The sequence below is a fragment of the Lentzea tibetensis genome, from assembly GCF_007845675.1.
Classification (GTDB): domain Bacteria; phylum Actinomycetota; class Actinomycetes; order Mycobacteriales; family Pseudonocardiaceae; genus Lentzea; species Lentzea tibetensis.
In genome coordinates this window covers 100,101-125,286 of record NZ_VOBR01000026.1, presented here as the reverse complement: position 1 = coordinate 125,286, position 25,186 = coordinate 100,101, and the positions used below count along the sequence as shown (strand labels likewise).

At 69.8% G+C, this 25,186-nt stretch carries 17 protein-coding genes; 10 read left to right on the top strand and 7 right to left on the bottom strand.

The features are described 5' to 3' along the window. Window positions 1-145: 145 nt before the first annotated feature. A complete protein-coding gene (locus FKR81_RS32685; RefSeq protein WP_146357962.1) occupies window positions 146-1,030 on the bottom strand; it encodes a hypothetical protein in 885 nt (294 codons plus the stop codon). 39 nt (window positions 1,031-1,069) lie between these two features. Then, entirely contained in the window at window positions 1,070-1,237 is a 168-nt protein-coding gene (locus tag FKR81_RS43905; protein WP_186763306.1) for a hypothetical protein, read from the bottom strand. Window positions 1,238-1,366: 129 nt separating this feature from the next. Between FKR81_RS43905 and FKR81_RS32680 the strand changes: the two genes are divergently transcribed. Then, complete coding sequence (locus FKR81_RS32680; protein WP_146357961.1) at window positions 1,367-3,994, top strand: valine--tRNA ligase; 2,628 nt, start codon at window positions 1,367-1,369, stop codon at window positions 3,992-3,994. 47 nt (window positions 3,995-4,041) lie between these two features. On the opposite strand, the gene FKR81_RS32675 is transcribed toward FKR81_RS32680, so the two are convergent. From FKR81_RS32675 to FKR81_RS32655, 5 genes are read right to left on the bottom strand one after another with little or no spacing between them, the layout of a single operon-like run. Beyond that, on the bottom strand, window positions 4,042-4,428 hold the full coding sequence (locus FKR81_RS32675) for a hypothetical protein (RefSeq protein ID WP_146357959.1): 387 nt from the start codon (window positions 4,426-4,428) through the stop codon (window positions 4,042-4,044). Between the two features lie 23 nt (window positions 4,429-4,451). Then, entirely contained in the window at window positions 4,452-6,065 is a 1,614-nt protein-coding gene (locus FKR81_RS32670; RefSeq protein WP_146357957.1) for a N,N-dimethylformamidase beta subunit family domain-containing protein, read from the bottom strand. Next, entirely contained in the window at window positions 6,062-6,532 is a 471-nt protein-coding gene (locus FKR81_RS32665) for a tachylectin-related carbohydrate-binding protein (protein ID WP_146357955.1), read from the bottom strand. The genes FKR81_RS32670 and FKR81_RS32665 overlap by 4 nt, the downstream gene beginning before the upstream one ends. A gap of 1 nt (window position 6,533) precedes the next feature. Then, a complete protein-coding gene (locus FKR81_RS32660) occupies window positions 6,534-7,853 on the bottom strand; it encodes an FG-GAP repeat domain-containing protein (RefSeq protein ID WP_146357953.1) in 1,320 nt (439 codons plus the stop codon). 25 nt (window positions 7,854-7,878) lie between these two features. Next, entirely contained in the window at window positions 7,879-9,213 is a 1,335-nt protein-coding gene (locus tag FKR81_RS32655) for a C40 family peptidase (protein WP_235921889.1), read from the bottom strand. 107 nt (window positions 9,214-9,320) lie between these two features. Between FKR81_RS32655 and FKR81_RS32650 the strand changes: the two genes are divergently transcribed. The 9 genes from FKR81_RS32650 to pulA all read left to right on the top strand — a co-directional run bounded on the left by FKR81_RS32650 (window position 9,321) and on the right by pulA (window position 25,182). Next, entirely contained in the window at window positions 9,321-12,242 is a 2,922-nt protein-coding gene (locus FKR81_RS32650; RefSeq protein WP_146357949.1) for an AfsR/SARP family transcriptional regulator, read from the top strand. 63 nt (window positions 12,243-12,305) lie between these two features. Next, a complete protein-coding gene (locus FKR81_RS32645; RefSeq protein ID WP_146357947.1) occupies window positions 12,306-12,743 on the top strand; it encodes an XRE family transcriptional regulator in 438 nt (145 codons plus the stop codon). After that, a complete protein-coding gene (locus FKR81_RS32640; protein ID WP_146357945.1) occupies window positions 12,733-13,263 on the top strand; it encodes an ImmA/IrrE family metallo-endopeptidase in 531 nt (176 codons plus the stop codon). The genes FKR81_RS32645 and FKR81_RS32640 overlap by 11 nt, the downstream gene beginning before the upstream one ends. Continuing rightward, window positions 13,253-14,455, top strand: a complete 1,203-nt coding sequence (locus FKR81_RS32635) for an MAB_1171c family putative transporter (RefSeq protein ID WP_146357943.1) — start codon at window positions 13,253-13,255, stop codon at window positions 14,453-14,455. Before FKR81_RS32640 ends, FKR81_RS32635 begins: the two co-directional genes overlap by 11 nt. Before the next feature lie 108 nt (window positions 14,456-14,563). Further along, entirely contained in the window at window positions 14,564-15,904 is a 1,341-nt protein-coding gene (gene folC, locus FKR81_RS32630; RefSeq protein ID WP_235921886.1) for a bifunctional tetrahydrofolate synthase/dihydrofolate synthase, read from the top strand. Next, window positions 15,901-16,287, top strand: coding sequence for a DUF4233 domain-containing protein (locus FKR81_RS32625; RefSeq protein WP_146357941.1), 387 nt, complete (start codon window positions 15,901-15,903; stop codon window positions 16,285-16,287). The genes folC and FKR81_RS32625 overlap by 4 nt, the downstream gene beginning before the upstream one ends. An 86-nt stretch (window positions 16,288-16,373) precedes the next feature. After that, entirely contained in the window at window positions 16,374-17,882 is a 1,509-nt protein-coding gene (locus tag FKR81_RS32620) for an alkaline phosphatase D family protein (protein WP_146357939.1), read from the top strand. A 22-nt stretch (window positions 17,883-17,904) separates the two neighbouring features. Beyond that, window positions 17,905-19,662: a hypothetical protein gene (locus FKR81_RS43900; protein WP_186763305.1), complete on the top strand. Its 1,758-nt coding sequence runs from the start codon at window positions 17,905-17,907 to the stop codon at window positions 19,660-19,662. An 84-nt stretch (window positions 19,663-19,746) separates the two neighbouring features. Beyond that, window positions 19,747-25,182 carry a pullulanase-type alpha-1,6-glucosidase gene (gene pulA / locus FKR81_RS32610; RefSeq protein ID WP_146357938.1) on the top strand — a complete coding sequence of 1,812 codons (5,436 nt, stop codon included), beginning with the start codon at window positions 19,747-19,749 and terminating at the stop codon, window positions 25,180-25,182. Window positions 25,183-25,186 lie beyond the last annotated feature (4 nt).

The window sequence follows — 25,186 nt, the reverse complement described above, 5'->3', positions numbered from 1 at the left end:
GTACTCCCAAGAACCTCCACATAGGACGCGGACGGTCCGGCTACAGAGATTGTGACCTGCGCCACTATCCGTGGTCACCGCTGATCGGGTGAGTGTGTTTTCGGCCCTCGCTCACCTCGCGTGCCCGCGGTCGTCCAGTGGTGTCTCAGTTGTCCTTGCAGGTGCCCTCGGTGGGCATGGGGGCGTTGGGGTTCACGTCGGCGTCGGCGCCGCCCGTCCCGTCGTAGAGGTGCGGCTCGGTGAAGCTCGGCGCGAGGAACCCCGCCTTGCTCGCCTTGCACGCGATCCAGAACTGGTAGCCGGCGACGTTCTCGACCGACAGCCCGTCCGCGGTGACCGTGAACGTGTACTCGGTCCGCACGATCGAGATGATGTCCGTCTGGTCGGTCAGCGACTGCGGCGCGTCGGTGTGGAACGCGTACGCGATCGCGTACTTGGCCTTGACCGTCACCACGCCCGGCTTGGTCGTGGTCGCCGACATGGACCCGTCCACCTTGGGCGCGTCCGGGAGCAGCTGCTGCCCCTTCTGGACGCGGGTGCCCATCGACCCGCCCGCGACCGACTCGCGCACCCAGTCCCGTTCGCCGGCCAGCACGAGCGCGGCCAGCGGTTCGGGGTCGTGGTTCACCAGCATCGCCTCGTCCAGCTCCGCCGCGACGATGAACTTGCGGACCTGGTCGTAGGCGGTCGCGAACTCGGGGTTCGCGTCCGGCGCCTTGATGCCCGCCTCGCCGTCCGCCCATCCCTCGACGATGGTGCCCTTGAACGGCTGGTCGAGGTGCACGCCGATGGACGGCAGCGACACGTCGTCCGGCAGGAACTTCTGCAGCTCACCGGTCTTGTGCAGGCCGAACAGCACCGCGCCGATGACGGCCAGCGAGATGGCCGTGACGATCTTGCCGCTGTGCTGCCTCATGCGCGCGCGGCGGCGGCTCTTTCTGATCTCGCGCTTGGCGCGCTTCGACGCCTGCTTGATCCACTTCTCGTCGCGCAGGTCAGGATGGTCTTCGATTCCCCCAGGAATGCTCACACTCACTCGATCGGACGAACCTGTTCCGGCGTTAGCAGCTCATTCGTACCGCGTCGTGATGGACGTGACGTGCAGGCCGTCCGCGTCGACTCGGAACACCGCCTGCACGTGCGCGATCTGCACGACCTTCGGCGAGTCGAACGCGTAGGCGAACGAGTGGGTGGTGCGGACGGTGACCTCGTCCGGCCCGGTGCGAATCGCCTCCATCCGGCCGTCGACCTGGCGAGGAGCGGGGTGCGTCCAGATCGTCGATTTTCGCCCGTGACACTCACCCGACTCTCGCCAGCAGGTATCTCGTTTCAAGTCGAGAGGTGCCTCTCCGTAGAATCTTCAGCCGTGACTGAGACCCGTAACGCGCCCCAGCGTCCTGACCTCCCCGCCGCGTGGAACCCGGCGGAGGTAGAGGGCGTGCTGTACGAGCGGTGGGTCGCGCGCGGCTACTTCACGGCCGACGCGAACAGCGACAAGCCGCCGTTCACGATCGTGCTCCCGCCGCCCAACGTCACGGGCAGCCTGCACATGGGCCACGCCCTCAACCACAGCGTCATGGACGCGCTCACGCGGCGCCGCCGCATGCAGGGCTACGAGGTCCTGTGGCTGCCCGGCATGGACCACGCGGGCATCGCGACCCAGAACGCCGTCGAGCGCGACCTGGCCAACCAGGGCCTGTCGCGGCACGACCTCGGGCGCGAGAAGTTCGTCCAGCGCGTCTGGGAGTGGAAAGAGGAGTACGGCGGCAAGATCCTCGACCAGATGAAGCGGCTCGGCGACGGCATCGACTGGTCGCGCGAGCGCTTCACCATGGACGAGGGGCTGTCCCGCGCCGTCCAGACGATCTTCAAGCGGATGTTCGACGACGGCCTGATCTACCGGGCCGAGCGCATCATCAACTGGTGCCCGCGCTGCCAGACGGCGCTGTCGGACATCGAGGTCGACCACTCCGACGACGACGGCGAGCTCATCTCCATCCGCTACGGCAGCGGTGACCAGTCGATCGTCGTCGCGACCACGCGCGCCGAGACGATGCTCGGCGACACCGCGGTCGCCGTCCACCCGGACGACGAGCGGTACGCGCACCTCATCGGCAAGGAGGTCGAGGTCCCGCTGACCGGCCGCCGCGTCCCGGTGGTCGCGGACAGCCACGTCGACCCCAAGTTCGGCACCGGCGCGGTCAAGGTGACCCCGGCGCACGACCCGAACGACTTCGAGATCGGCCAGCGGCACGGCCTGCCGAACCTGACCGTCATGGACGGCCGCGGCGTCATCACCGCGAAGGGCCCGTTCGAGGGCCTGGACCGGTTCGAGGCGCGTCCCGCGGTCGTCGCCGCGCTGCGCGACCAGGGCCGGATCGTCGCCGAGAAGCGGCCGTACGTGCACTCCGTCGGGCACTGCTCGCGCTGCGACACGGTCGTCGAGCCGCGCCTGTCGCTGCAGTGGTGGGTGAAGGTCGAGGGCATCGCGGCCAAGGCGTCCGCCGCCGTCCGCGACGGCCGCACCACGATCCACCCGGCCGAGCTGTCGAAGCGCTACTTCGACTGGACCGACAACCTGCACGACTGGTGCATCTCGCGGCAGCTGTGGTGGGGCCACCGGATCCCGGTCTGGTACGGCCCGAACGGCGAGGTCGTCTGCCTCGGCCCCGACGACGAGGCGCCCGCCGGCGACGGCTGGCGTCAGGACGAGGACGTCCTCGACACCTGGTTCTCGTCGGGCCTGTGGCCGTTCTCGACGCTCGGCTGGCCGGACGAGACCGAGGACTTGAAGCGGTTCTACCCGACCAGCGTCCTGTCGACCGGCTACGACATCCTGTTCTTCTGGGTCGTCCGGATGATGATGTTCGGCCTGTACGCGATGGACGAGGTCCAGCCGTTCGACCACGTCTACCTGCACGGCCTGATCCGTGACGCGCAGGGCAAGAAGATGTCCAAGTCGCGCGGCAACGTGATCGACCCGCTGAACTGGATGGACAGCTACGGCGCCGACGCCACCCGGTTCACGCTGCTGCGCGGCGCGAACCCCGGTTCGGACATGGCGATCGCCGAGGAGTGGGCAGCGGGTGCCCGCAACTTCACCACGAAGCTGTGGAACGCCAGCAAGTTCGCCTTCGCCAACGGGGCCACTGTGGAGCGTCCGCTGCCGCCGCGCGAGGAGCTGACCGCGGCAGACCGCTGGATCCTGGACCTGCTCGACCAGCTGGTGTCCGATGTGGACTCCCAGTTCGAGACGTTCCAGTTCGCCAAGGCGTGCGACGCGCTCTACAGCTTCACCTGGGACGAGTTCTGCGACTGGTACCTGGAGATCGCGAAGGTCCAGATCGCCGAGGGCGCCGTCGAGTCGACGCAGTCCGTCCTCGGGCACGTCCTCGAGGTCGTGTACCGGCTGCTGCACCCGGTGACGCCGTTCATCACCGAGACGCTGTGGACCGCGCTGACCGGCGGCGAGTCGCTGGTCGTCGCTCCGTGGCCGCAGCCGTCCGGCGCGGAGAAGGACCCGGACGCGAAGGTCAAGATCGAGGGCTTGAAGAAGCTCGCGACCGAGATCCGCCGGTTCCGCTCCGAGCAGGGCCTGCGCCAGGCGCAGAAGGTCGCGGGCAAGGTCCGCGGCGCGTGCTGCGTCGACATGCTCGACCAGGTCCCGGCCGTCCGCGCGCTCACCCGCCTCACCGAGCCGGGCGACGAGTTCGCGGTCTCCGCGACGCTCGAGGTCGGTCTGCCGAAGGGCACGGTGAAGGTCGAGCTGGACACGTCCGGCACGATCGACGTCGTGGCCGAGCGCAAGCGCCTCACGAAGGACCTCGCGGTCGCCGAGAAGGACCTCGCCCAGTGCGAGGGCAAGCTCAACAACCCGAAGTTCACCGAGAAGGCGCCCGCGGACGTGGTCGCGAAGATCCAGGCCCGCAAGGCCGATGCCGAAGCGGAGATCGAGCGCATCAACGCCCGCATCGCCGCACTGCCCGAGGCTTAGCGAGAAGGGCCGCCTCGCCACAGCGGCAAGGCGGCCCTTCTACCGTGCTACCAGACGTAGCAGAGCGACACCGTGTAGTTCACGCCCTGGAACGTGGCCCCGTGGTTCCACACGGTCTCCGCGCCGGGCTGCACGGTGCGGCAGTCGTTCACGATGGTGCTGATCTGTCCGCCACCGTTGACCCACGCCGGGGTCACGGAGACCGGGAACGAGTTGCAGTTCCGGTAGGTCTGCCTCATCGGCCCCCCGTTCGGCGCGGACGGCTCGAAGGTGTGCCAGCACTGCGCGGCGGCAGCCGCGACCTCTGCGGCGACCGGCGCGTCGGCGACCCTGGGGATGCCCTTGGTCGGGTCTGCCTGTGATGCGGTTGCCGTCATCGCCATGGAGCCGGCGGCCAGACCGGCCAACGCGACTCCGATGAGCTTCTTCCTCATGTTCCCTCCAGATTGTTCGGTTTTCAGGACAGCGCAAGGTCGAAGACGTTGCGCAGGATCTGGCGGATCGCCGCGTCGTGCGGCAGCGCGCCGTTGAAGGACATCGAGGAGGCGCTGAACACCCAGCCCCCGTTGGGTTTCGGCCAGAACACCATGTCGGCACCACCGCCGGGGTTGTCGCCGCGCGCGATGTGCTGCACCCCAGGCAGGTCGGGGTTCAGCGCGTCGACCTCCCAGCCGCTCGCCGCACCGTTGTGGGCGACGTGCCCGAACCGGTCGCCCGGCCGCAGCCCGGTGCCCGCGAGCAGCGGGTGGTCGGCGACCACGCGGTACGGGTGGAAGTCCATGTACGCGCCCGTCAACGCCACACCGAGGATCTGCGACTCGGACTTGCCGTCGGCGTGGTACTCGTCGCGCGCACCCTTGGTGGTGCGGTGGGTCACCGCGGTGCCGCTCGCGTAGCTCATCCGCTCGTACATGCCGTTGCCGCCGGTGTAGATCAGCCGGCCACCGCCGGCGAGGTAGTCGACGACGCGCTGGCGCATGCGTTCCGACCAGTACTCGGGATGGCTGCCGAGCACGAGCGCCTTGTACTGCCGCAACCACGTCCCGTCGGCGTCCAGGTCGCCGTCGATGTAGCAGTCGTGGCGGAACCCGTTGTCCTCCATCCACTTCACCAGGAACAGGTCGCTGAGCAGGAGGTGGTCGATCCGCCCGGTCGGCTCGACCGCGGTCGACGTGCTCGGTCGCAGGAACGTGACCTGGCGCTGCCGTCCCTCCTCGCCCGCGGAGTACTGGTTGTGTCCTCCCCAGACGTTGTAGGCGTTGTAGGTGTTGGTGGGCACCAGGAACGCGATCGGCGCGGACGGGCGGACCGGCCGCACCACGAACGGGACGTGCCTGCGCAGCCCACCCGGTGAGGTCATCTCCAGCGCGTACAGGCCAGAGGACCACGATGCGGGCACGGTGAGCCCGGCTCGTTCGGCCCAGCCGCAGCCCCTGGTCCGGTAGTCGGGCGGCAGCGGCTGGACGCCGGTCGCGACCGGCGCGGGGTCCGAAACCCGTTGCCGGCCGGGCATTCGGACGACCGCCGCGGTGACGCCGGTGAGGCTGGTCGAGATCGGGAAGCCGATCCGCTCGCCCGCGCGGATCGTCAGCGAGCTGGCGTACCCCTGCACGGCTCCGGTCGGCTCGACGGAGAACCCGTTGCCGACGGTGGTCGCGCTGCCGCCGCCGTGCCACTCGTACCGGCCGTCGGTCGCCACCGTGCGCGCGTTCATCAGCCGGTACCAGTGCAGCGCGTCGTCGTTGCCGGGCACCGCGCCCCGGTCGACGGAGACGGCGTAGACGCAACCCTCGTCGTCCGAGCACACCTGCTTGTGGAAGCCCTCGCCCCAGCCGTTGCCGACCCAGATCGGCTTGCCGCCGTTGTCCCACCGCGCGCCGTCCGGGTGGAAGCGGTACCAGTGCAGGTCACCGCCCTGCCGCACGCCGTAGATCACGCCGTCGGGGCCCGCGGTGAGGGTCTGGTACTCGTGGAACCCGGAGCCGATCCGGACGCCCGCGCCGCCGTTGGCCCAGCCGTTGTCGTAGCGGTACCACCAGAGCCCGCCGCCGGGGTCGACGCCGTGGATCACGCCGTTCCAGCCACCGAAGATCCGCGGGAACTGCTGGAACCCGCTCCCGATCTCCGTGCCGCCCCCGTCGACCCACCGCCCCTCGCCGGTCGCGGGTTCGCCACGGCGTACTCGTAGCGGCGGATGGCGCCGGAACCGGTGCGGCAGAAGAAGATCCCGCCGCGGGCCGCGAGCACGTCGGCGAACTGGTGGAAGCCGTCGCCGATCGGGTACCCGGCGCCCGGTGACCAGGTGGGGGAGCCGTTGGCCCAGCCGGTGTGCCGGAAGTACTGCAGCACACCGTCGGCCTGCAACCCGTAGATCACGCCGTCGCCGGCGGGGATCAGTTTGAGAAACCGGTGCCGCGGGTCGAACGCCGCCGCGGAGGCGGAAGCCGTGAGGCTCCCGCCACCGAGGAGACCGGCGCCCGCGAGCAGTGCCGCACCCTGCAGCACCCGTCTGCGTCCGAAGGTCTGCGTTTCGTCCACGTCAGACGATCCTGTTGAAGACTTCGAAGCCCGTGCCGATCTGGGACCTGGATCCGTACGGCCGGCCGGTGGGGCTGCTGTTGATGTTGTTGGGGAAGTAGTGGAGCGTGCCGTCGGCCTTGGTGGCGAGCAGGTCGGCGTAGCCGTCGCCGCTCACGTCACCGGTGACGATCCCGGTGAACTCCTGGAAGCCCGAGCCGATGTTCTGGGCGTCGCCGTACGGGTGGTCGGGGTTGGAGTTGATGTTGTTGGGCAGGTGGTGCAGCGTTCCGTCACCCTGCACGCCGATCAGGTCCGCGTACCCGTCGCCGCTGACGTCACCCGCGCGGAGGTGCGTGAACGACTCGAAGCCGGTGCCGATCTCGAACCTGGGCCCGAACGGGTGCGCGCGGTTGGAGTTGATGTTGTTGGGGAAGTAGTGGAGCGTCCCGTCGGCCTTGGTGGCGAGCAGGTCGGCGTAGCCGTCGCCGCTCACGTCACCGAGGACGACCTCGGTGAACTCCTGGAACCCGGAGCCGATGTTCTCGGCGTTGCCGTAGGGGTGGCCGGGGTTCGAGTTGACGTTGTTCGGGAGGTAGTGGAGTGACCCGTCGCCCTGGACGCCGATGAGGTCCGCGTACCCGTCCCCGCTGATGTCGCCCGAGCGGAGCTTGGTGAACGGTCCGAAGCCGACGCCGATCGGCTCGTAGTTGCCGTACGGGTGGCCGGGGTTGGAGTTGATGTTGTTGGGGAAGTAGTGGAGCGTCCCGTCGGCCTTGGTGGCGACGAGGTCCGCGTACCCGTCCCCGCTCACGTCACCGATGCGGTCACCGCGTCCCGTGGTCGTGGCGACCTCGGCGAGCAGTTGGCGCGCGGTCGGCTCGGACTGGTCGTAGCGGCCCCTGAGGTCTTCGCGCGGGCGCTGCACGTCCGCCGCGACCTGTCCCGCCGTGTGGCCGGGGTTGGCCCGGTCGACGTTGATGGCTCTGGTGAAGAACTGCGTGGCCGCGTAGTCGACGTTCATGATCTGGTCGGGCGTGCCCCAGCCCTGCGACGGGCGCTGCTGGAACACGCCGAGCGAGTCCGCGTCGCCGCAGCCGAGGTTGTTCATGTGGGACTCGACCCAGCCCGCCTCGAAGCCGGCGAGCATCACCTTCGGCGACACGGCGTGCCGCTTGCCGACCTGGTAGACGATCTTGGTGACGTTGAGGTCGCGGGTGGGCGGCACCGGGCAGGCCGCCGTGCCGACGGGTGCCCCCGCCTGTGCGGTGGTGGCGAGGCCACCGGTCACGACCATCGCCGCGGCCACGCCGACGACGAGTCTCAAAGCTGTGTTGCGCATTGTTTCCCCCAGAAACGGTGATCGGTCAGACGATGCGGTTGAAGATCTCGAACCCGGACCCGATGGGGTACCTGAGGCCGTACGGGCGGCCGGGGCTCGAGTTGAGGTTGTTCGGGAAGTAGTGCAGGGTCCCGTCGGTCTTCGTGGCGATGAGGTCGGCGTAGCCGTCGCCGCTGATGTCCGCCGTGACGACGTTGTTGAACTCCTGGAAGCCCGAGCCGATGTTCTCGGCGTTGCCGTACGGGTGGCTGGGGTTGGAGTTGATGTTGTTGGGCAGGTAGTGGAGCGATCCGTCCGCCTGGACGCCGATGAGGTCGGCGTACCCGTCGCCGCTGACGTCGCCCGCCCGCAGCTGGGTGAAGAACTGGAACCCGGTGCCGATCTCGAACCTGGGCCCGAACGGGTGCGCGCGGTTGGAGTTGATGTTGTTCGGGAAGTAGTGCAGCGTGCCGTCGGCCCGCGTCGCCAGCAGGTCGGCGTAGCCGTCGCCGCTGACGTCGCCGAGGACGAAGTTGTCGAACTCCTCGAAGCCGGAGCCGATGTTCTCGGCGTTGCCGTAGGGGTGGCCGGGGTTGGAGTTGATGTTGTTCGGCAGGTAGTGCAGCGTGCCGTCGCCCTGGATGCCGATGAGGTCGGCGTACCCGTCGCCGCTGATGTCACCGGAGCGGAGCTTGGTGAACGGTCCGAAGCCGACGCCGATCGGGTCGTAGTTGCCGAAGGGACGGCCTTCCGGGCTGCTGTTGATGTTGTTGGCGAAGTAGTGGAGCGTGCCGTCGGCCTTGGTGGCCACCAGGTCCGCGTGCCCGTCGCCGCTCACGTCACCGATGTGGTCGCCGCGCGGGCGAGGTGGCGTCGAGTCGTCGACGATCTTGTTGTACCGCTTGGGGAGGAAGCCGCCCGCCCACCCGGCGTCCCACACCCGCTGCTCCGCGACCCGGCCGCTCATGTACTCCTCGCGCACGATCGGCCGGGTCTTGTTGACGTCCGACCAGCCGATGAAGAGCGCGACGTGCTGGACCGAGCCGTCGTGCCGGAAGAGCGCGTCGCCGGGCTTCAGATCGGCGCGCGGGATGTCGTGCATGACCTCGCCGAGGTTGCCGGTCCAGCGGCTGGAGCCGAGGTGCCACGCCAGCGAGACGAAGCCCGAGCAGTCCTGGCGGTACGTGCCGTACTGGTTGGAGTACGAGCGGTTCTGGTCGTACGGCACGCGTGCGTCGATCCAGGACTGCGAGCGGGTCAGCACCTCGGACCTGGTGATCGGACCGTCCGGGGTGCTCGCCGCGGCGGCCTGCGGTGCGCCGAGCACACCCGTCACCAGTGCGGCTGCGAGCCCGATGAGCACGGCTGTTCTGCGTTTCATCTTCACGTGAGGAGCCTCTCGGCGGCCTCTACACGCGAAGTCACACGCGGCCACACGGACTTGTGTAGAACGGAGGGTTGCGATCGGATCTAGTTCTGGGGGGAACGATGGAATTCCGAGTGCTGGGCCAGCTCGAGGTGAGATCGGACGGGGGCCGGCCCGCGCAGCCGACGCGGCGCAAGCAACGGCTCCTGCTCGGGATGCTGTGCCTGCACGGCAACCAGGTCGTGCCGACCGGCACCGTGGTCGACTGGCTGTGGGGTGAGTCGCCGCCGAGCTCGGCGCGGGCCAACCTCCAGTCGTACGTCTCGGACCTGCGCAAGATCGTCGGCAGGGAACGGCTGCGGACCGGTCGAGACGGCTACCTGCTCCAGGTCGCGGAGTCCGAGCTCGACTCGGCGCGGTTTCAGCGGCTCGCGGGCGAGGGCAAGGCGGCCTCCCGCGCGGGCCGGGCGGTCGTCGCGGTGCAGAACCTGAGCCAGGCGCTCGCGTTGTGGCGCGACGACGTGCTGAGCGGGCTCGCGCTGCCGGACTCGGGGCGGGCGGAGGTGGCGCGGCTGGACGAGCTGCGGCTCGCCGCCGAGGAAGACCACATCGACGCCAGGCTCGCGCTCGGCATGCACCACGACGCGGTCGCCGACCTGCGGACGTTGATTGACAAGCATCCGCTGCGTGAACGCCTCTGGGCGCAGTACGCACTCGCCCTCTACCGCTGCGGCAGGCAGGCCGAGGCGTTGCAGGCGCACCGCGACGTCCACGACCTGCTCGACCGCGAGCTCGGCGTGCGGCCGGGTGCCGCGCTTCGCGAGCTGCACCAGCGCATGCTGCGCGCCGATCCCGAGCTCGACCTGCGGCCCGCCGCACCGGTCGTGACGGTGCCGCGCCAGCTGCCCGCCGCGGTGTGCGGCTTCACCGGGCGGGACACCGAGCTCGCCGTGCTCGACTCGCTGCTCGGGCGGACCCCGATCGGCCTGGTGACCGGCGCGCCCGGCGTCGGGAAGACCGCGCTCGCGCTGCACTGGGCGCACCAGGTGCGGGACCGGTTCCCCGACGGGCACCTGCACGCCCGCCTCGGTGCGGGCGCCGAGCCGATCGACGTGCTGGGCAGGTTCCTGCGCGCGCTGGGCGTCGCTGCCGAACGGGTGCCGACCGACGTCGACGAAGCGGCCTCGACGGCGCGCACGCTCCTGGCGGACCGCAAGATCCTGGTGCTGCTCGACGACGCGTGCTCAGCCGAGCAGGTGCGCCCGCTGCTGCCCGCGGGCGACGGCTGCTTCGTGCTGGTGACCAGCAGGGACCGGCTCAACGGCCTGGTCGTCGCCGAGGGCGCGCGCCGGGTGACGCTCGACGTGCTGCCCGAGCGCGACGCGATGGCGCTGCTCGCGACGTCACTCGGCGACGAACGGGTGGCGGCGGAACCCGAGGCGGTCGCCGAGCTCGCCGAGCTCTGCGCCCACCTCCCGCTCGCACTGCGGATCACCGCGGCGAACCTGGCGAACCTGCCGTTCCGCTCACTGGCCGACGGGGTCCGCGACCTCATGGCGAGCCGGTTGTCGTCGCTCCAGGTGCCCGGATCCGACGACCTCGCGGTGCGCAGGGCGTTCGACCTCTCCTACCGCGCACTGGCACCGGACGCGCAGCGGCTGTTCCGCCTGCTCGGCCTGCTGCCAGGACCGGTGTTCCCGGTCGAGTCCGCGGCCGCGCTCATGGGCGTCTCCACCGCCGAGGTGCGGCCGGTGCTCGACCAGCTCGCGACCGCGCACCTGATCGGCCAGGCCGACCGCGACCGGTACGGCGTGCACGACCTGCTCCGGCTGTACGCGGCGGAGATCGCGCACGCGACGGACAGCGCCGAGGACCGGGCGGCCGCGACGCGGTCACTGGGGGATGCGTACGTGACCGCGGTGGAGTGCGCGGCGGTCGGCATCGCGTCGACCGACCACGAGGAACGCGACCGGGCGACGGCGTGGATCGACGGTGAGCTGGCGAACCTCGTCGTCATCGCCGAGCAGGCCTCGCACGCGGGCCATCCCGACGGAGCGCGGCGCATCGCCGAATGCCTCAGCGGCTACTTCTGGCTCAGCAGGCCCGTGTCGGACTGGTTGAAGCTCGCCACGATCGCCGAGGCGAACGCCGAGCGGACCGGCGACCAGCGCGCACTCGCCTCGGCGCGGCGCCTGCTCGGTGAGGCCCGGCACTGCACGGGCGACAACGAGCAGGCCGTGTGGCACCTGGAGTCCGCGCTGGCACTCGCGCGGGACAGCGGCTGGCGCGAGGCCGAGGCGGCGAACCTGATGTTCCTCGGCCTGGTGCAGCAGGACCGCGGTGACCTCTCCGTGGCGGACTACCACTTCCACGACTGCCTCTACATCGCGCGGAGCACGTCCGACCGGCTGATGGAGGCGGGCGCCACCGGCAACCTCGGCTACATCCGCCAGCTCACCGGTGAGCACGACCAGGCGGCGCGCCACTACCAGCGGGCACTGGCCCTGTACGGCGAGGTGGACCCGCTGCTGGCCGCCAGCGCGTACAACATGCTGGCGCTGCTCCACCAGGAGAACGGCAGGCTGGGCCCGGCGCTGGAGCACGTCTCGCAGGCGTTGTCGCTCTGCGAGCGGTTCGACCGGGGTGTCGAGGCGCATGCGCTCGACACGCTCGCGCGGGTGCAGCGGGACACGGGCGAGCTCGACGACGCGCGGCGGACCGCGCGGCGGTCGGCCGACCTGGCGTGGCAGCTCGCGGACCTGCGGGCCGAGACCGACGCGCTCAACACGCTCGGCTCGATCGAGCGGTCCGCCGGGCGGTCGCGAGAGGCGTTGGCGCACCACGAGAACGCGCTCGCGCTGGCGCAGCGCACCGGCGTCCGGCTGCAGCGGCTGGAGTCGATGCTGGGCACCGCCCAGGCGGACCTGGTGCTGGGCGACACCGGGGCCGCCCAGGACCTGCTGGACGATGTCGTCCGAGGCGCGACGGAAGCGGGCTTCACGGTGCTGGCCCGCATCGCCCGAGCGCTGGTGCCCGTTAACTGACGTTGACGCTAGGAGTTCCATTGTGCCAACCTGAGCGAGCACGCTCAGGGGGAGGTGTTTCGCGTGTCCGAGGACCAGAAGAGTCTCGCCAGCAAGATCAGCTTCTTGTTCGGCACCGTGCTGTCGCCGACCGGCGAGCTGTTCACGCCCCGGACGCTCGCCGCGCACATCCAGGAGCGGTTCGACGTCAAGATCTCGCACACGTACCTGTGGCAGCTGCGCTCCGGCGAGCGGGACAACCCGACCAAGCAGCACATCGAGGTGCTCAGCAGCGCCTTCGGCGTGACGCCCGCGTACTTCTTCGCCGATGACGAGGAGTACCTCGCCCGAGTGCGCAACCAGGTGCAGGCGCTCCAGGCGATGAAGACCACGAAGGTCGACGCGTTGCAGGCGCGGGTGCTGGAGCTGAACGACGCCGAGCCCGAGGTGCGCGACCGGATCGCCCAGCTGATCAACCTGGCGCTGGGGCTGCATCGTGACGGGGGCCGCGATGAGGGTTGACCGGAGGGCGGTCCGCGGCAGGGTCGCCTCGGCGATCGAAGGGGTCGAGATACCCCGCCCGTTCGACATCGGCGAGTTCGTGCGGCGGTTGAGCAGGCACCGCGGCAGGCCGATCCACCTGCTGCCGGTGGAGCTCAGCCCGGCGAGCGGCGTGCGCGGGCTCTGGATGGCGACCGGCACCGAGGACTACGTCTTCCACGAGGTCGGCACGTCCCGCCTGCACCAGGAGAACACGATCCTGCACGAGATCGCGCACCTGCTGCTCGACCACAGCGGCAACGGGCACCTCGACGAGGCGCAGGCCAGGCTGTTCTTCCCGGACCTCGACCCGCAGGCGGTGCGCGAGGTGTTCGGGCGCTCGGCCTACACGCGGGTGCAGGAGCAGGAGGCCGAGCTGGGTGCCGCGGCGCTGTGGGACCTGATCGGCAGGCGGCTGATCGCGGACCGTGAGCTGGAGCCGAGCGCGGCGGCCGCCGTCGACCGGTTCGGCGAAGTGCTGGGGCAGCCCGATGCTCGTTGACTTCTCACTGCACGTGGCGACGTCGGTCGTGTTCCTCGTGCTGGTCGCGTACAAGTTCGTCGACCTCGTGCGCAAGCCGACCAACCCGGCGATGTGGGGGCTGTGGAGCGCGACCGCCGGGTTCGGTCTCGGTCTCGCGATCGGCATCGACCCGGTGTTCAAGGCGATGGACCGGGTGGTGCCCGCGAGCCCGTGGTGGCTGCAGCACGTGCTGTTGTGCGGCAGCGGCCTCGCGTTGCAGGCGTTCTTCCTCTACTCGATCGAGGAACGTCCTGTCGCGCATCGACGGGTGCGTCGCTGGGCGGTCGTCTACCTGGCGGGCCAGGTGGCCATCACGGCCGTGTACGTGCCCGCTGTCCTCAGTGGAGACTTCGCGGCCCTGCTGCGGCACGACTTCGCGCACGCGCCGCTGTCCGCGGTCATGAACCTCGTCTTCGTGGCCTACGTCGGGCTCGTGATGTGGACCGTCGCCCGGATGTCGTGGACCTGGTCGAAGATCGCGGACCGGGTGTGGCTGCGGCGCGGCCTGCGACTGATCGCGGTCGGTGCGGCCATCTCGACGTTGTTCCCCGTGCACAAGGTCGGCTACGTGTCGGCGGTGTTCCTCGGCCACTCGCCGCCGTGGTCGGAGTTCCAGGTGAGCTTCTACCCGGCGCTGGCGGGCATGACGCTGGTCGGTGCGGGCTCGATGCTGCCGAAGTGGGGCCCGTGGCTCAGCGCGGTGCGGCAGTGGGTGCTGCACTACCGCTCCTACCGCCGGCTCGATCCACTGTGGACGGCGCTGGTCGACGCGTTCCCCGAGGTGCGGCTGGAGGAGCCGTACCGGTTCGGCCGCGACGGCTACCGGCTCGACGACCTCAGGTACTTCCTCTACCGGCGGGTGATCGAGATCTGGGACGCGCGCCGCGCGTTGCGGCAGTTCACCAGCCGCGCGCGGCGGGAGTCCGCTGAGTCCGCGGCGCGTGCCGCCGGTCTCGCGGCGGACGACGTCACCGTCGTCGCCGAGGCGGCGAGCATCGCGGACGGCCTGCGTGCCCGCGTGCACGGCAGGGACGGCGACGACGCGGACTACGCGCCGCGCCTGCCCGGCGGGTCCGACCTGGCCGCCGAGGTGGCGTGGCTCGAGCGGGTCGCGGCCGCGTTCGGCCGGTCGGAGATCGTCAGGAACACCCCGGTGATGGAGACGACATGAGCGATCTGCCGCAAGACGGCCCGTCGCCGTTCCGGCCGCCGGTCCGCACCGGTGCGGACGACCCGGTGCCCACGCAGCCCGAGTCGGCGCTCCTCGTAGACTCTCCGGGTGAACGTGGAACCGCTGGACGCACTGCGCGAGGTCGAGGCCGAGCTCAACACCCGATGGCCGGAGACGAAGATCGCGCCTTCGGTCGAGCGGATCGAGATGCTCACCCACGTGCTCGGCGACCCGCACACGACTTACCCGGTGGTGCACGTCGCGGGCACGAACGGCAAGACGTCGACGTCCCGCATGATCGACGCGCTGTTCACCCGAATCGGCCTGCGCACCGGCCGCTACACCAGTCCGCACCTGCAGCTCGCCACCGAGCGCATCAGCGTGGACGGCGCGCCGATCGACCCTGAGCGGTACGTCGAGCTGTACCGCGACATCGAGCCCTTCGTCGGCATGGTCGACGCCAAGCACGACGTGCCGATGAGCAAGTTCGAGGTGCTCACCGGCATGGCGTTCGCCGCGTTCGCCGACGCGCCGGTCGACGTCGCCGTCGTCGAGACCGGCATGGGCGGCACCTGGGACGCGACCAACATCGCCGACGGCCGCATCGCCGTCATCACGCCGATCGGCATCGACCACGTCGAGTACCTCGGTGGCGACCTCGCGGGCATCGCGGGCGAGAAGGCCGGGATCATCAAGGCCGGCTCCGTGGCGTTGATCGCCGAGCAGCCCGCCGAGGCGATGAAGGTGCTGCTGGAGCGCGTTGCTGAGGTCGACGCCATGGTCGCGCGCTTCGGCCAGGAGTTCGGCGTCGTGCGCCGGGACGTGGCGGTCGGCGGCCAGCTGCTGACGTTGCAGGGCCTCGGCGGCATCTACGACGAGATCTTCCTGCCGCTGCACGGCGCCCACCAGGCCGCCAACGCCGCTCTCGCGCTGGCCGCCGTCGAGGCGTTCTTCGGTGCCGGTGCCGACCGCAAGCTGGACGTCGACGCGATCCGCGAGGGCTTCGCGCTGGTCACGTCGCCGGGCAGGCTGGAACGCGTCCGCTCGACGCCGAACGTCTTCGTCGACGCCGCGCACAACCCGGCCGGCGCACGGGCGCTGGCCTCGGCGCTGGACTCCGAGTTCGGCTTCCGCAAGCTCGTCGCCGTGGTCGGCGTCATGGCGGAGAAGGACGCCGAGGGCATCCTCGCCGCGCTGGAACCGGTCGTGCACGAGGTCGTGCTCACCACCAACTCGTCTCCGCGCGCGATGGACCCCGATGTGCTGGCCGGCATCGCGATCCCGATCTTCGGCGAGGACCGCATCGTCGTGCAGCCCCGGCTGGACGACGCCATCGAGGAAGCCATCAGGCTGACTGAGGAGGAGCTGTCCGGTGGTGGCGTGATCGTCACCGGATCCGTGGTCACCGCGGGCGAGGCTCGTGCGCTGTTCGGCAAGGAGCCCGCATGACGACGCCGGCCGCTCCCAAGAAGGACCCGATGAAGGGGTTCCGCGGCATCATGGCCGGCACCCTGATCCTCGAGGTCATCGTCGTCGCACTGGCGCTGCCCATCGTCGCCAAGCTGCGTGGTGGCATCGGCACGTCCGCCGGTCTCGTGGTCTTCGGGTTCATCGTGGCGTTCATCGTCATGTGCGCACTGCTGAAGCACCGGTGGAGCATCGGGGCGATCATCGGGCTGCACGTGCTGCTGGTCGCGTCGTGGATCCTGCTGCCGCCGCTCGGCGTGATCGGCGTGATCTTCTCGCTGGTGTGGACGTACCTGCTGTGGCTGCGGCGAGACCTGCTGAAGCGGATGGCCGAAGGCAGGCTTCCGAGTCAGCAGGCGAAGTAGGCAACCTCATCTCCGATGGACGGGTGTTCATCCACTGGCCCCCTTCGGTTCTACCGCTGGATGATGAAGGCGACTAGAAACCGCCCATGACCTTTGACCGGCGCACACTGCTCAGAGCTGGAGCGATCGGAACGGCCGCGGCATTCGTGCCCGGCGTCGGCCTCGCCAGGACGGACCGTCCGGTGCTCACGCACGGCGTGCAGTCAGGCGACGTGACGTGGGACGGCGGGCTGGTGTGGACCCGCGCCGACAAGCCGTCGCGCATGATCGTCGAGGTCTCCACCGACCCGCACTTCCGGCTGACCCGCCGGATCCGCGGCCCGTTGCTCACCCCGGAGACCGGCGGCACCGGCCGGGTGCGGGTGAACCACCTGCCGCCCGGCCGCCGCGCGTACTACCGGGTCGTGGCCGAGGACCTCGACGGCCGCACGTGCAGCGAGCCCGTCACCGGCAGCTTCCGCACCGCGCCGATCGGCCGCGACGAAGTGCGGTTCGTGTGGTCCGGCGACGTCGCCGGGCAGGGCTGGGGCATCAACCCGGACATCGGCGGCATGCCGATCTTCGGCGCGATGGCCGCGCGCAAGCCGGACTTCTTCATCCACAGCGGCGACAGCGTGTACTCCGACAACCCGTTGCAGGAGAAGGTGACGCTGCCCGACGGCCGGATCTGGCGCAACGTCGTCGTCCCCGAGAAGCTCAAGGTCGCCGAGACGCTGGACGAATATCGAGGCCAGTTCGCCTACAACCTGCTGGACTCGCAGTACAAGTCGTTCGCCGCGCACGTGCCGTCGTACGTGCAGTGGGACGACCACGAGGTCGTCAACAACTGGTACCCCGGCGAGATCCTGACCCTGCCGCAGTACACCGAGAAGCGCGTCGACGTCCTAGCCGCCCGCGCCTTCCAGGCGTTCCACGAGTGGATGCCACTGGACCGCCGCCGCGCCGTCGACGGCCGCGTGTACCGCAAGTTCCCGTACGGCAGGCACGTCGAGGTGTTCGTGCTCGACATGCGCACCTACAAGGACGCCAACACGTCCCCGCGCGACAAGCCCGGCGTCGTGCTCGGCGCCTCGCAGGCCCGTTGGCTCGTCGACGCGCTCTCCCGCAGCACCGCCACGTGGAAGATCATCGCGGCGGACCTGCCGATCGGCCTGACCGTCCCGGACGGCACGGACATCGAGGGCGTGGCCAACGGCCTGCCCGGCGCACCGAACGGCCGCGAGCACGAGCTCGCGTGGGTGCTCCGCGAACTGCGCAAGCGCCGCGTGCGCAACACCGTGTGGCTCACCGCGGACGTCCACTACACCGCCGCCCACCACTACTCGCCCGACCGCGCCACGGTCGGCGACTTCGACCCGTTCTGGGAGTTCGTGTCCGGCCCGCTGCACGCGGGAGCGTTCGGCCCGAACACCCTCGACCCGACGTTCGGCCCCGAGGCCGTGTTCGTCCACGCCCCACCCGCGGCGAACACCACGCCACTGGACGGCTTCCAGCACTTCGGTGAGATCGAGGTGGACCGCGCCGGCTCGCTGACGGTGTGGCTGCGCGACGCGACAGGCGCTTCGCTCTGGACCAAAACCCTGAAAGCTAGATAGGCGAACCAAATATGGTTGTCGAGTGCCCATCGCATTCGACACCACCGGCTTCCAGCAGCACGACCAGAGCAACTGGTTCAACCCGGCCAACGGCGACCAGGTCAGCCTGACGTACTTCGACCAGGTGCCTGACCTGCCCGCGCCACTGGAAGATCCCGAGAGGCTGCGGCACGACCTCGCCGTCATCACCGGCGAGGTCGGCTGCCTCATCGAGGCGCACGTCGTGCACCTCGGTGGCGTGCCGGCACTGTTCCAGATCGTCAAGCTGCCCATCCCGAACCAGCCGACGGGCCAGGCCTTCATCGCCTCCTTCACGCTGCCCAAGGCGACCTGCAGCGCCGTGCTCAAGGTGCAGGCCGTCGAGAGCGGCATGACCGGCGTGCGCGAGGCGGTGCTGGTGTCGCAGATCGGGTTCGACAAGTGGGTCGTCGCCCACCCGTACGCGCCCGAGATGCAGGGCAGGCTGCCGTTCCACGTGGGCGATGACCCGCGCTTCGACCCTCAGTTCGCCGACCACCCGCTCAGCCGGGTGCGCGCTTGGGCACACCACATCGCTCGCACTGCCCAGGTCGACCCGCGGTTCGCCTCGTTGCCCGGTTTTCAGCAGCCTGCTTCAGCGGTGGGCTACACGTTGTCGGACTCGGTCCAGACTCCGCCTTCAGGGCAGCCGGTCGTTTCAGGGCACGCTTCGCCAGCGGCCGGCCTGGCTCAGGCCGCGCTGCCCGTGCACGCAACGGACGCAGGGCAGGCTTCGCCCGCGGCTGGCCTGGCCCAGGTCGCGCCGCCCGCCCAGGCTTTCCCGGCACAGCACGCGCCGATGGCTCAGGCCGTGCTGCCCACGCACGCTGAGGCCACGGCGCAGGCTTCGCCTGCGATCGACCCGGCCCAGGCCGCGCCGCCCATGGCCAGTTCTGCCCACGCCCCGTCGCCCGCGCAGGCAACGGATGCAGGGCAGGCTCCGCCTGCGGCCGGCACACCGCAGGCTGCGGCATCGCCCGTCTCGGCCCAGGCTGCACTGCCGTCAGCCCCGCCGCCCGCCCCAACGGACTCAGGGCAGCCGGCACCGCACACCCCGCCAACCGACGCGCCGCAGCCGCCCGTGCCGGCGGTCGGCACGACGCTCACCACGGTCGTCCCAGGCATCCCGATCGGCGGGATCCTGCCGCTGTGGCTGGGTGACGACGACGTCAGCTACTGGCGCATGACGCAGCCCGACCTCGTGCTCGGCAGGCTCGCCCAGGGCGTGCTGGCGCGGTTCCCCATCCTGGAGAGCAGGTTCCGCGACATCGTGGCGCTGGACGCCGACACCGCGACGATCATGCTCACCGGCCGCTACCGCAACGACGACGGCGGGGTCGCCGCCGAGATGACGTCGTTGGTCCGGGTGACCGCCGAGGAGGCGTACGCGGCACTCACCACCGACGCGATCAAGGAGGCGTTCGACTGGGTCGGCCGGGCCTCCTACGCCGCGGCGGAACGTGGTGAGTACGTGTGCGTCGAGCCCGGTGGCGTCACCTACCGGGAGAAGCCGTACGTGCTGATGATCGTGCGCGAGATCAACGGCCAGTGGCTCTCGCTCGTCGAGACCGCGCCGCTGCCGAAGGACGCGCCGATCTGGCGCGACCAGCAGACGGGTGCGGACACCGACGGCCAGATGCTGAGCGGACCCGCCTCGCACGACGCCGTCGTCGCTGGTGGCGTGCTGGCGCTCTACGCGATCACGACGTGGGACCTGCACTGGTTCCAGCTGGCGCTCTCGTTCGGGCCATCTCGCAAATAGTTGCAGTCGTCTGACTCTTGTTGGGCCTCCGATCTCGTGGTTTCGTGCAGCAACTCTGCAAGAAGTTGCGACAAGGAGGTCGCGATGCGCCGGGTCGTCGCCGCGCTCGCTGCATTCGTTCTGGTGCCGTTCACGCCGCTCGCGCACGCCGCGCCGGCGAAGGAACGGCTCGCTGTGGGCGAGGTGGTGGACATCGCGCCCGGAGTGCGGGACGGCGACTCCCGGCTCGCCAAGGACGCGGTGCGCACCGACCTCGCCGGTGAGCGGTTCTACTTCGTGATGCCCGACCGCTTCGCCAACGGCGACCCGCGCAACGACCGGGGCGGCTCACGCGAGACGGACCGGTTGAAGCACGGCTTCGACCCCACCGACAAGGGCTTCTACCACGGGGGCGACCTCAAGGGCCTCCAGGGCAAGCTCGACTACCTCGACGGCATGGGCATCACCGCCATCTGGATGACGCCGATGTTCCAGAACCAGTGGGTGCAGGGCTCGGGCGCCGACGCCTCAGCGGCCTACCACGGCTACTGGACGACCGACTTCACCAAGCTTGACCCGCACTTCGGCACCACGCGGGAGATGCGCGACCTGATCAGGGACGCGCACCAGCGCGGCATGAAGGTGTTCTTCGACATCGTCGCCAACCACACGGCCGACGTGATCTCCTACACCGAGGGCCGCACCGGGTACGTCAGCACGGGCGCGCAGCCGTACCTGGACGCATCCGGCAAGCCGTTCGACATCGGCGAGCACGCGGGACGCGCGGACTTCCCGAAGCTGGACGCCAAAACCTCCTTCCCGTACACGCCGGTCCGCAGTGGACCGACGAAGCATCCGTTGTGGCTCAACGACGTCACCCTGTACCACAACCGCGGCGACTCGACGTTCAGCGGAGAGTCGAGCGAACAGGGCGACTTCAGCGGGCTGGACGACCTCATGACCGAGCACCCGCGCGTGGTGAACGGCATGAAGGACATCTTCACCAGCTGGATCGACACGCTCGACATCGACGGCTACCGCGTCGACACGGTGAAGCACGTCAACGTCGAGTTCTGGCAGGCTCTCGCCCCGCACGTCAAGGAGTACGCGCGCAAGAAGGGCAAGAAGGACTTCTTCGTGTTCGGCGAGGTGTTCGACGGCAACCCGGAGAACACGTCGAAGTACACGACCACCGGCCGGATGCAGGCGACGCTGGACTTCCCCTTCCAGGGTGCTGCGGCCGGCTTCCTCTCGGGGAAGGGTTCCGCACGGCTCGGTGAGGTGCTGGTCGACGACGACCGCTACACCGATGCCGACTCGAATGCTTCTTCGCTACCTACCTTCCTCGGCAACCACGACATGGGTCGCATCGCGTGGATGATCCGGCAGAACAAGCCGGGCATCTCCGACGACGAGCTGCTGGCGCGCCTGAAGCTGGGCAACTCGCTGATGTACCTGTGGCGGGGCAATCCGGTGGTGTACTACGGCGATGAGCAGGGCTTCGCCGGTGGGGGCGGGGACAAGCTGGCGCGACAGGACTTGTTCGCCAGCAGGACCCCAGAGTACGCCGGGGAGAAGCTGATCGGATCGGATCGCACCGGGGCTGTGGACAACTTCAACACAGATCACCCGTTGTATCGCCAACTGCAGGATCTGGCGAAGTTCGTCGACACGGATTCGGTATGGCGCAAGGGAAACCAGGTGCTGCGCTACTCCGATGGTGATGTGGTCGCGTTCAGCAGGATGGGTGAACGTGAGCATCTCGTGGTCGCGAATGCCGGAACCACCAAGGCGACGGTGAGCGTTCCGGTGAGCTCCGCGAAGTTCGACGGCGGCCATCAGGCCTCGAACGGGAAGGTGACCGTCGAGGTGCCGCCGCTGTCCACCTTGGTGCTCAAGGGTTCCGCGCCGATCCCGACGATCGCGCCCGCCCCGGTGCTCGTCGCGCCAGCGCAGGGAACGGTGTTGGACAAGAGGGTTGAGCTGCGCGCGGACGGCATCGGCGCGGCCAACGCGCAGGCCACGTTCGCGGCACGCGTCGAGGGCGGTTCGGAGTGGACGGTGCTCGGCACCGACGACTCCGCGCCGTACCGCGTGTTCGCCGACCTGGCGTCGTTGCCCGGCGCGAAAGCCGGCAAGCGCGTCGAACTGCGTGTCGTCGCACGATCGGGCGCGATCGGCGCGGACGGCGCGTTCGTCACGCTGGTGCCCGCGCCGCCGGTGCAGCCGCCGGGCACTAAGTCACCCGACTGGCTGGTCGTGCACTACCAGCGCGACAACTACGACGGCTGGGGACTGCACGTCTGGGGTGACGCGGAGACGCCGACCGAGTGGTCCCAGCCGCTTCCGTTCGCGGGGGAGACCCCGTACGGCCGGTTCGCGTGGGTGAAGCTGAAGCCCGGCGCGAAGCAGGTCGGGATCATCGCTCACAAGGGTGACGAGAAGGACACCGCAATCGACCGGTTCGTCGACCCGAGCGTCACGCCGGAGGTGTGGCTCGAGCAGGGGCAGGAGCCCGTGCACCCGAGCGAGCAGGCCGCGACCGGCAAGGCGACCGTGCACTACGCGGGCGACGCGACGAACGTCGCCGTGCGCGTTCCCGGCCGCGCGGACGCGCCGTTCACCGGCACCGACTCGTTCGGCGCGTACGCCGACCTGCCGCCGACCACGGACTTCTCCTTGGTGCGCGGCGGAAACATCGTCGCGTCCGGCAAGTTCACCAGTGCGTCCGCGTGGGTGAAGGACGATCGCGTGCACGCGTCCCGCGCCGCCGCGGAGAACCGCGCGGTCATCCACTACTTCCGTCCGGACGGCGACTACACCGACTGGACGATGTACCACTGGACGGGCTCCCTGGAGCCGTCGCCGGGCTGGAACCAGTCGCGGCAGCCGGACGGCAGGGACGCGTTCGGCGCGTACTGGTCGGTGCCGCTCGCGCCGGGCGCGCCCGGTCTGAGCTACATAGTCCACCGGGGTGACGCGAAGGACCCCGGCGTCGACCAGTTCCTCACCCTCGCCGAGAAGGGGAACGAGGTGTGGCAGTTGTCCGGCAACGAGAAGTACCTGCTCCCGCCGTCCTCCGGCCCGGCAGCGGACGACGACCTGACGAAGTCCAAGGCGATCTGGGTGGCCAAGGACCTGGTCGTGTGGGACGTGCCCGTGATCGCGTCCGACGGGTACCGCATCGAGTACGGCGGGCGAGTGCTGAGGCTCGTGCCGTCGACCTCGCCGGTGCCGGACCGCTTCCCGCACCTGCGCGGCAAACCCGTGTTCCAGGTGCGCGGATACGCAGATGGCGCGCTGCGCGAGAAACTCGCCGCGGTGCACACCGATTCGAGTGGCGCGATCCGGCACCGCACGGGCGTGCAGATCGCCGGTGTGCTCGACGACCGTTATGCGGCGGCAGCGACGAAGCTGACCTACGGGCCGTCGTTCGACCACGGTCGCGCGTCGGTCCGCCTGTGGGCGCCGACGGCCAGGACGGTGAAGCTGCGGCTGTTCGACAAGCCGTCCGGGGAACCCGTGAAGGTCGTCGAGCTCAAGCGCGACGACGCGTCTGGTTCGTGGTCGGCATCGGGGAACTGGAAGGACGAGTACTACCAGTTCGAGGTGACCAACTGGCAGCGCTCGATCGTGGTCACCGACCCGTACTCCGTGGCGCTGGCGGTGAACTCGACGCACTCGCAGTTCGCTGATCTGGGTGACGGCCGGACCATGCCCGGCGGCTGGTCGGGTGACGTCGCGCGCGGCATCGGTGGCGCGATCACCGAGCTGCACGTGCGCGACTTCTCGATCAACGACCAGAGCGTCCCCGCGGGTGAGCGCGGCACGTACAAGGCCTTCACCCACAAGGACTCCGTCGGCATGAGGCACCTCGCCGAGCTCGCCAAGGCGGGCATGGACACGGTGCACCTGCTGCCGACGTTCGACATCGCGACGATCCCGGAGAAGCGCTCCGACCAGGCGACGCCCGCGTGCGACCTGCCGTCGCTGCCCGCGGACTCCGAGCAGCAGCAGGCCTGCGTGGGCGCCGTGGCCGCGAAGGACGGCTTCAACTGGGGCTACGACCCGTTCCACTACGACGTGCCCGAGGGCTCGTACGCGGTGGCGCAGGACGGCTGGGCCCGGTCGCGCGAGTACCGCGAGATGGTGAAGTCGTTGCACGACAACGGCAACCGCGTGGTGGTGGACGTCGTCTACAACCACACCGCGGCGCATGGTGACGCGCCGACGTCCGTGCTGGACAAGGTCGTGCCCGGCTACTACCAACGGCTGAACCTCGACGGCTCGGTCGCCAACTCCACGTGCTGCTCGAACACGGCCACCGAGAACGCCATGATGGGCAAGCTCGTCGTGGACTCCGTGGTGCGGTGGGCGCGCACGTACAAGGTCGACGGGTTCCGGTTCGACCTGATGGGGCATCACCCGAAGGCGAACATCCTGGCCGTGCGGGCGGCGCTGGACGCGCTGACCGTCGCACGCGACGGCGTCGACGGCCGCAAGATCGGCATCTACGGCGAGGGCTGGGACTTCGGCGAGGTCGCGGGCAATGCGCGATTCGAGCAGGCCACGCAGGCGAACATGGCGGGCACCGGCGTCGGCACGTTCTCGGACCGGCTGCGCGACGCGGTGCGCGGCGGTGGCCCGTTCGACGACGACCCGCGCGTGCAGGGCATCGGCTCCGGTCTCGCGGGTGACCTGAACGGGTCACCGGCGAACGGCGATGTGGCCGCGCGGCTGTCGAACTACAGCGACCTGGTGAAGCTGGGCATGGCGGGCAACATGGCCGCGTACCGGTTCCAGTCGACCGCGGGACCCGTGGTGTCCGGTCGGGACGTGCCCTACAACGGTGCGCCCGCCGGGTACACGGGCGCACCGGGCGAGGCGATCACCTACGCCGACGCGCACGACAACGAGACGCTGTTCGACGCGCTCATGTACAAGCTGCCGCCCGGTACATCGGTTGCGGACCGGGTGCGGATGCAGCAGGTGGCGCTGGCGCCGGTGCTGCTCGGGCAGGGACGTCCGTTCGTGCACGCGGGCACCGAGTTCCTGCGGTCGAAGTCGCTGGACCGCAACAGCTTCGACTCCGGCGACTGGTTCAACCCCTACGACCCGTCGTTGCGCGACAACGGGTTCGGCCGCGGCCTGCCGCCCGCCGCGGACAACCAGTCGAAGTGGCCGTACGCGCGGCCGTTGCTCGGGACGGCTCGTCCTTCTTCTTCTTCTGACATGCGCACGTCGTTGGACGGAACGCTGGAGCTGCTGCGGATCCGCAGGTCGTCGCCGCTGTTCTCGCTGGGGTCGCTCGACCTGGTGCAGCAGAAGGTGTCGTTCCCGGCCGCCGAGCCGGGGGTGATCGTCATGCACGTCGACGACACCGTCGGGCCGGATGCCGACCCCGCCCGGCGCGGCGTGCTGGTGGTCATCAACCCCTATCCGACGGACAAGCAGGTCACGCTGCCCGGCGACGGGTGGCGCCCGCTGACCAAGGCGACACGTCCGGGTGAATCCAGGTCCGTGGTGGTGCTCGAGCGTTGAGTAA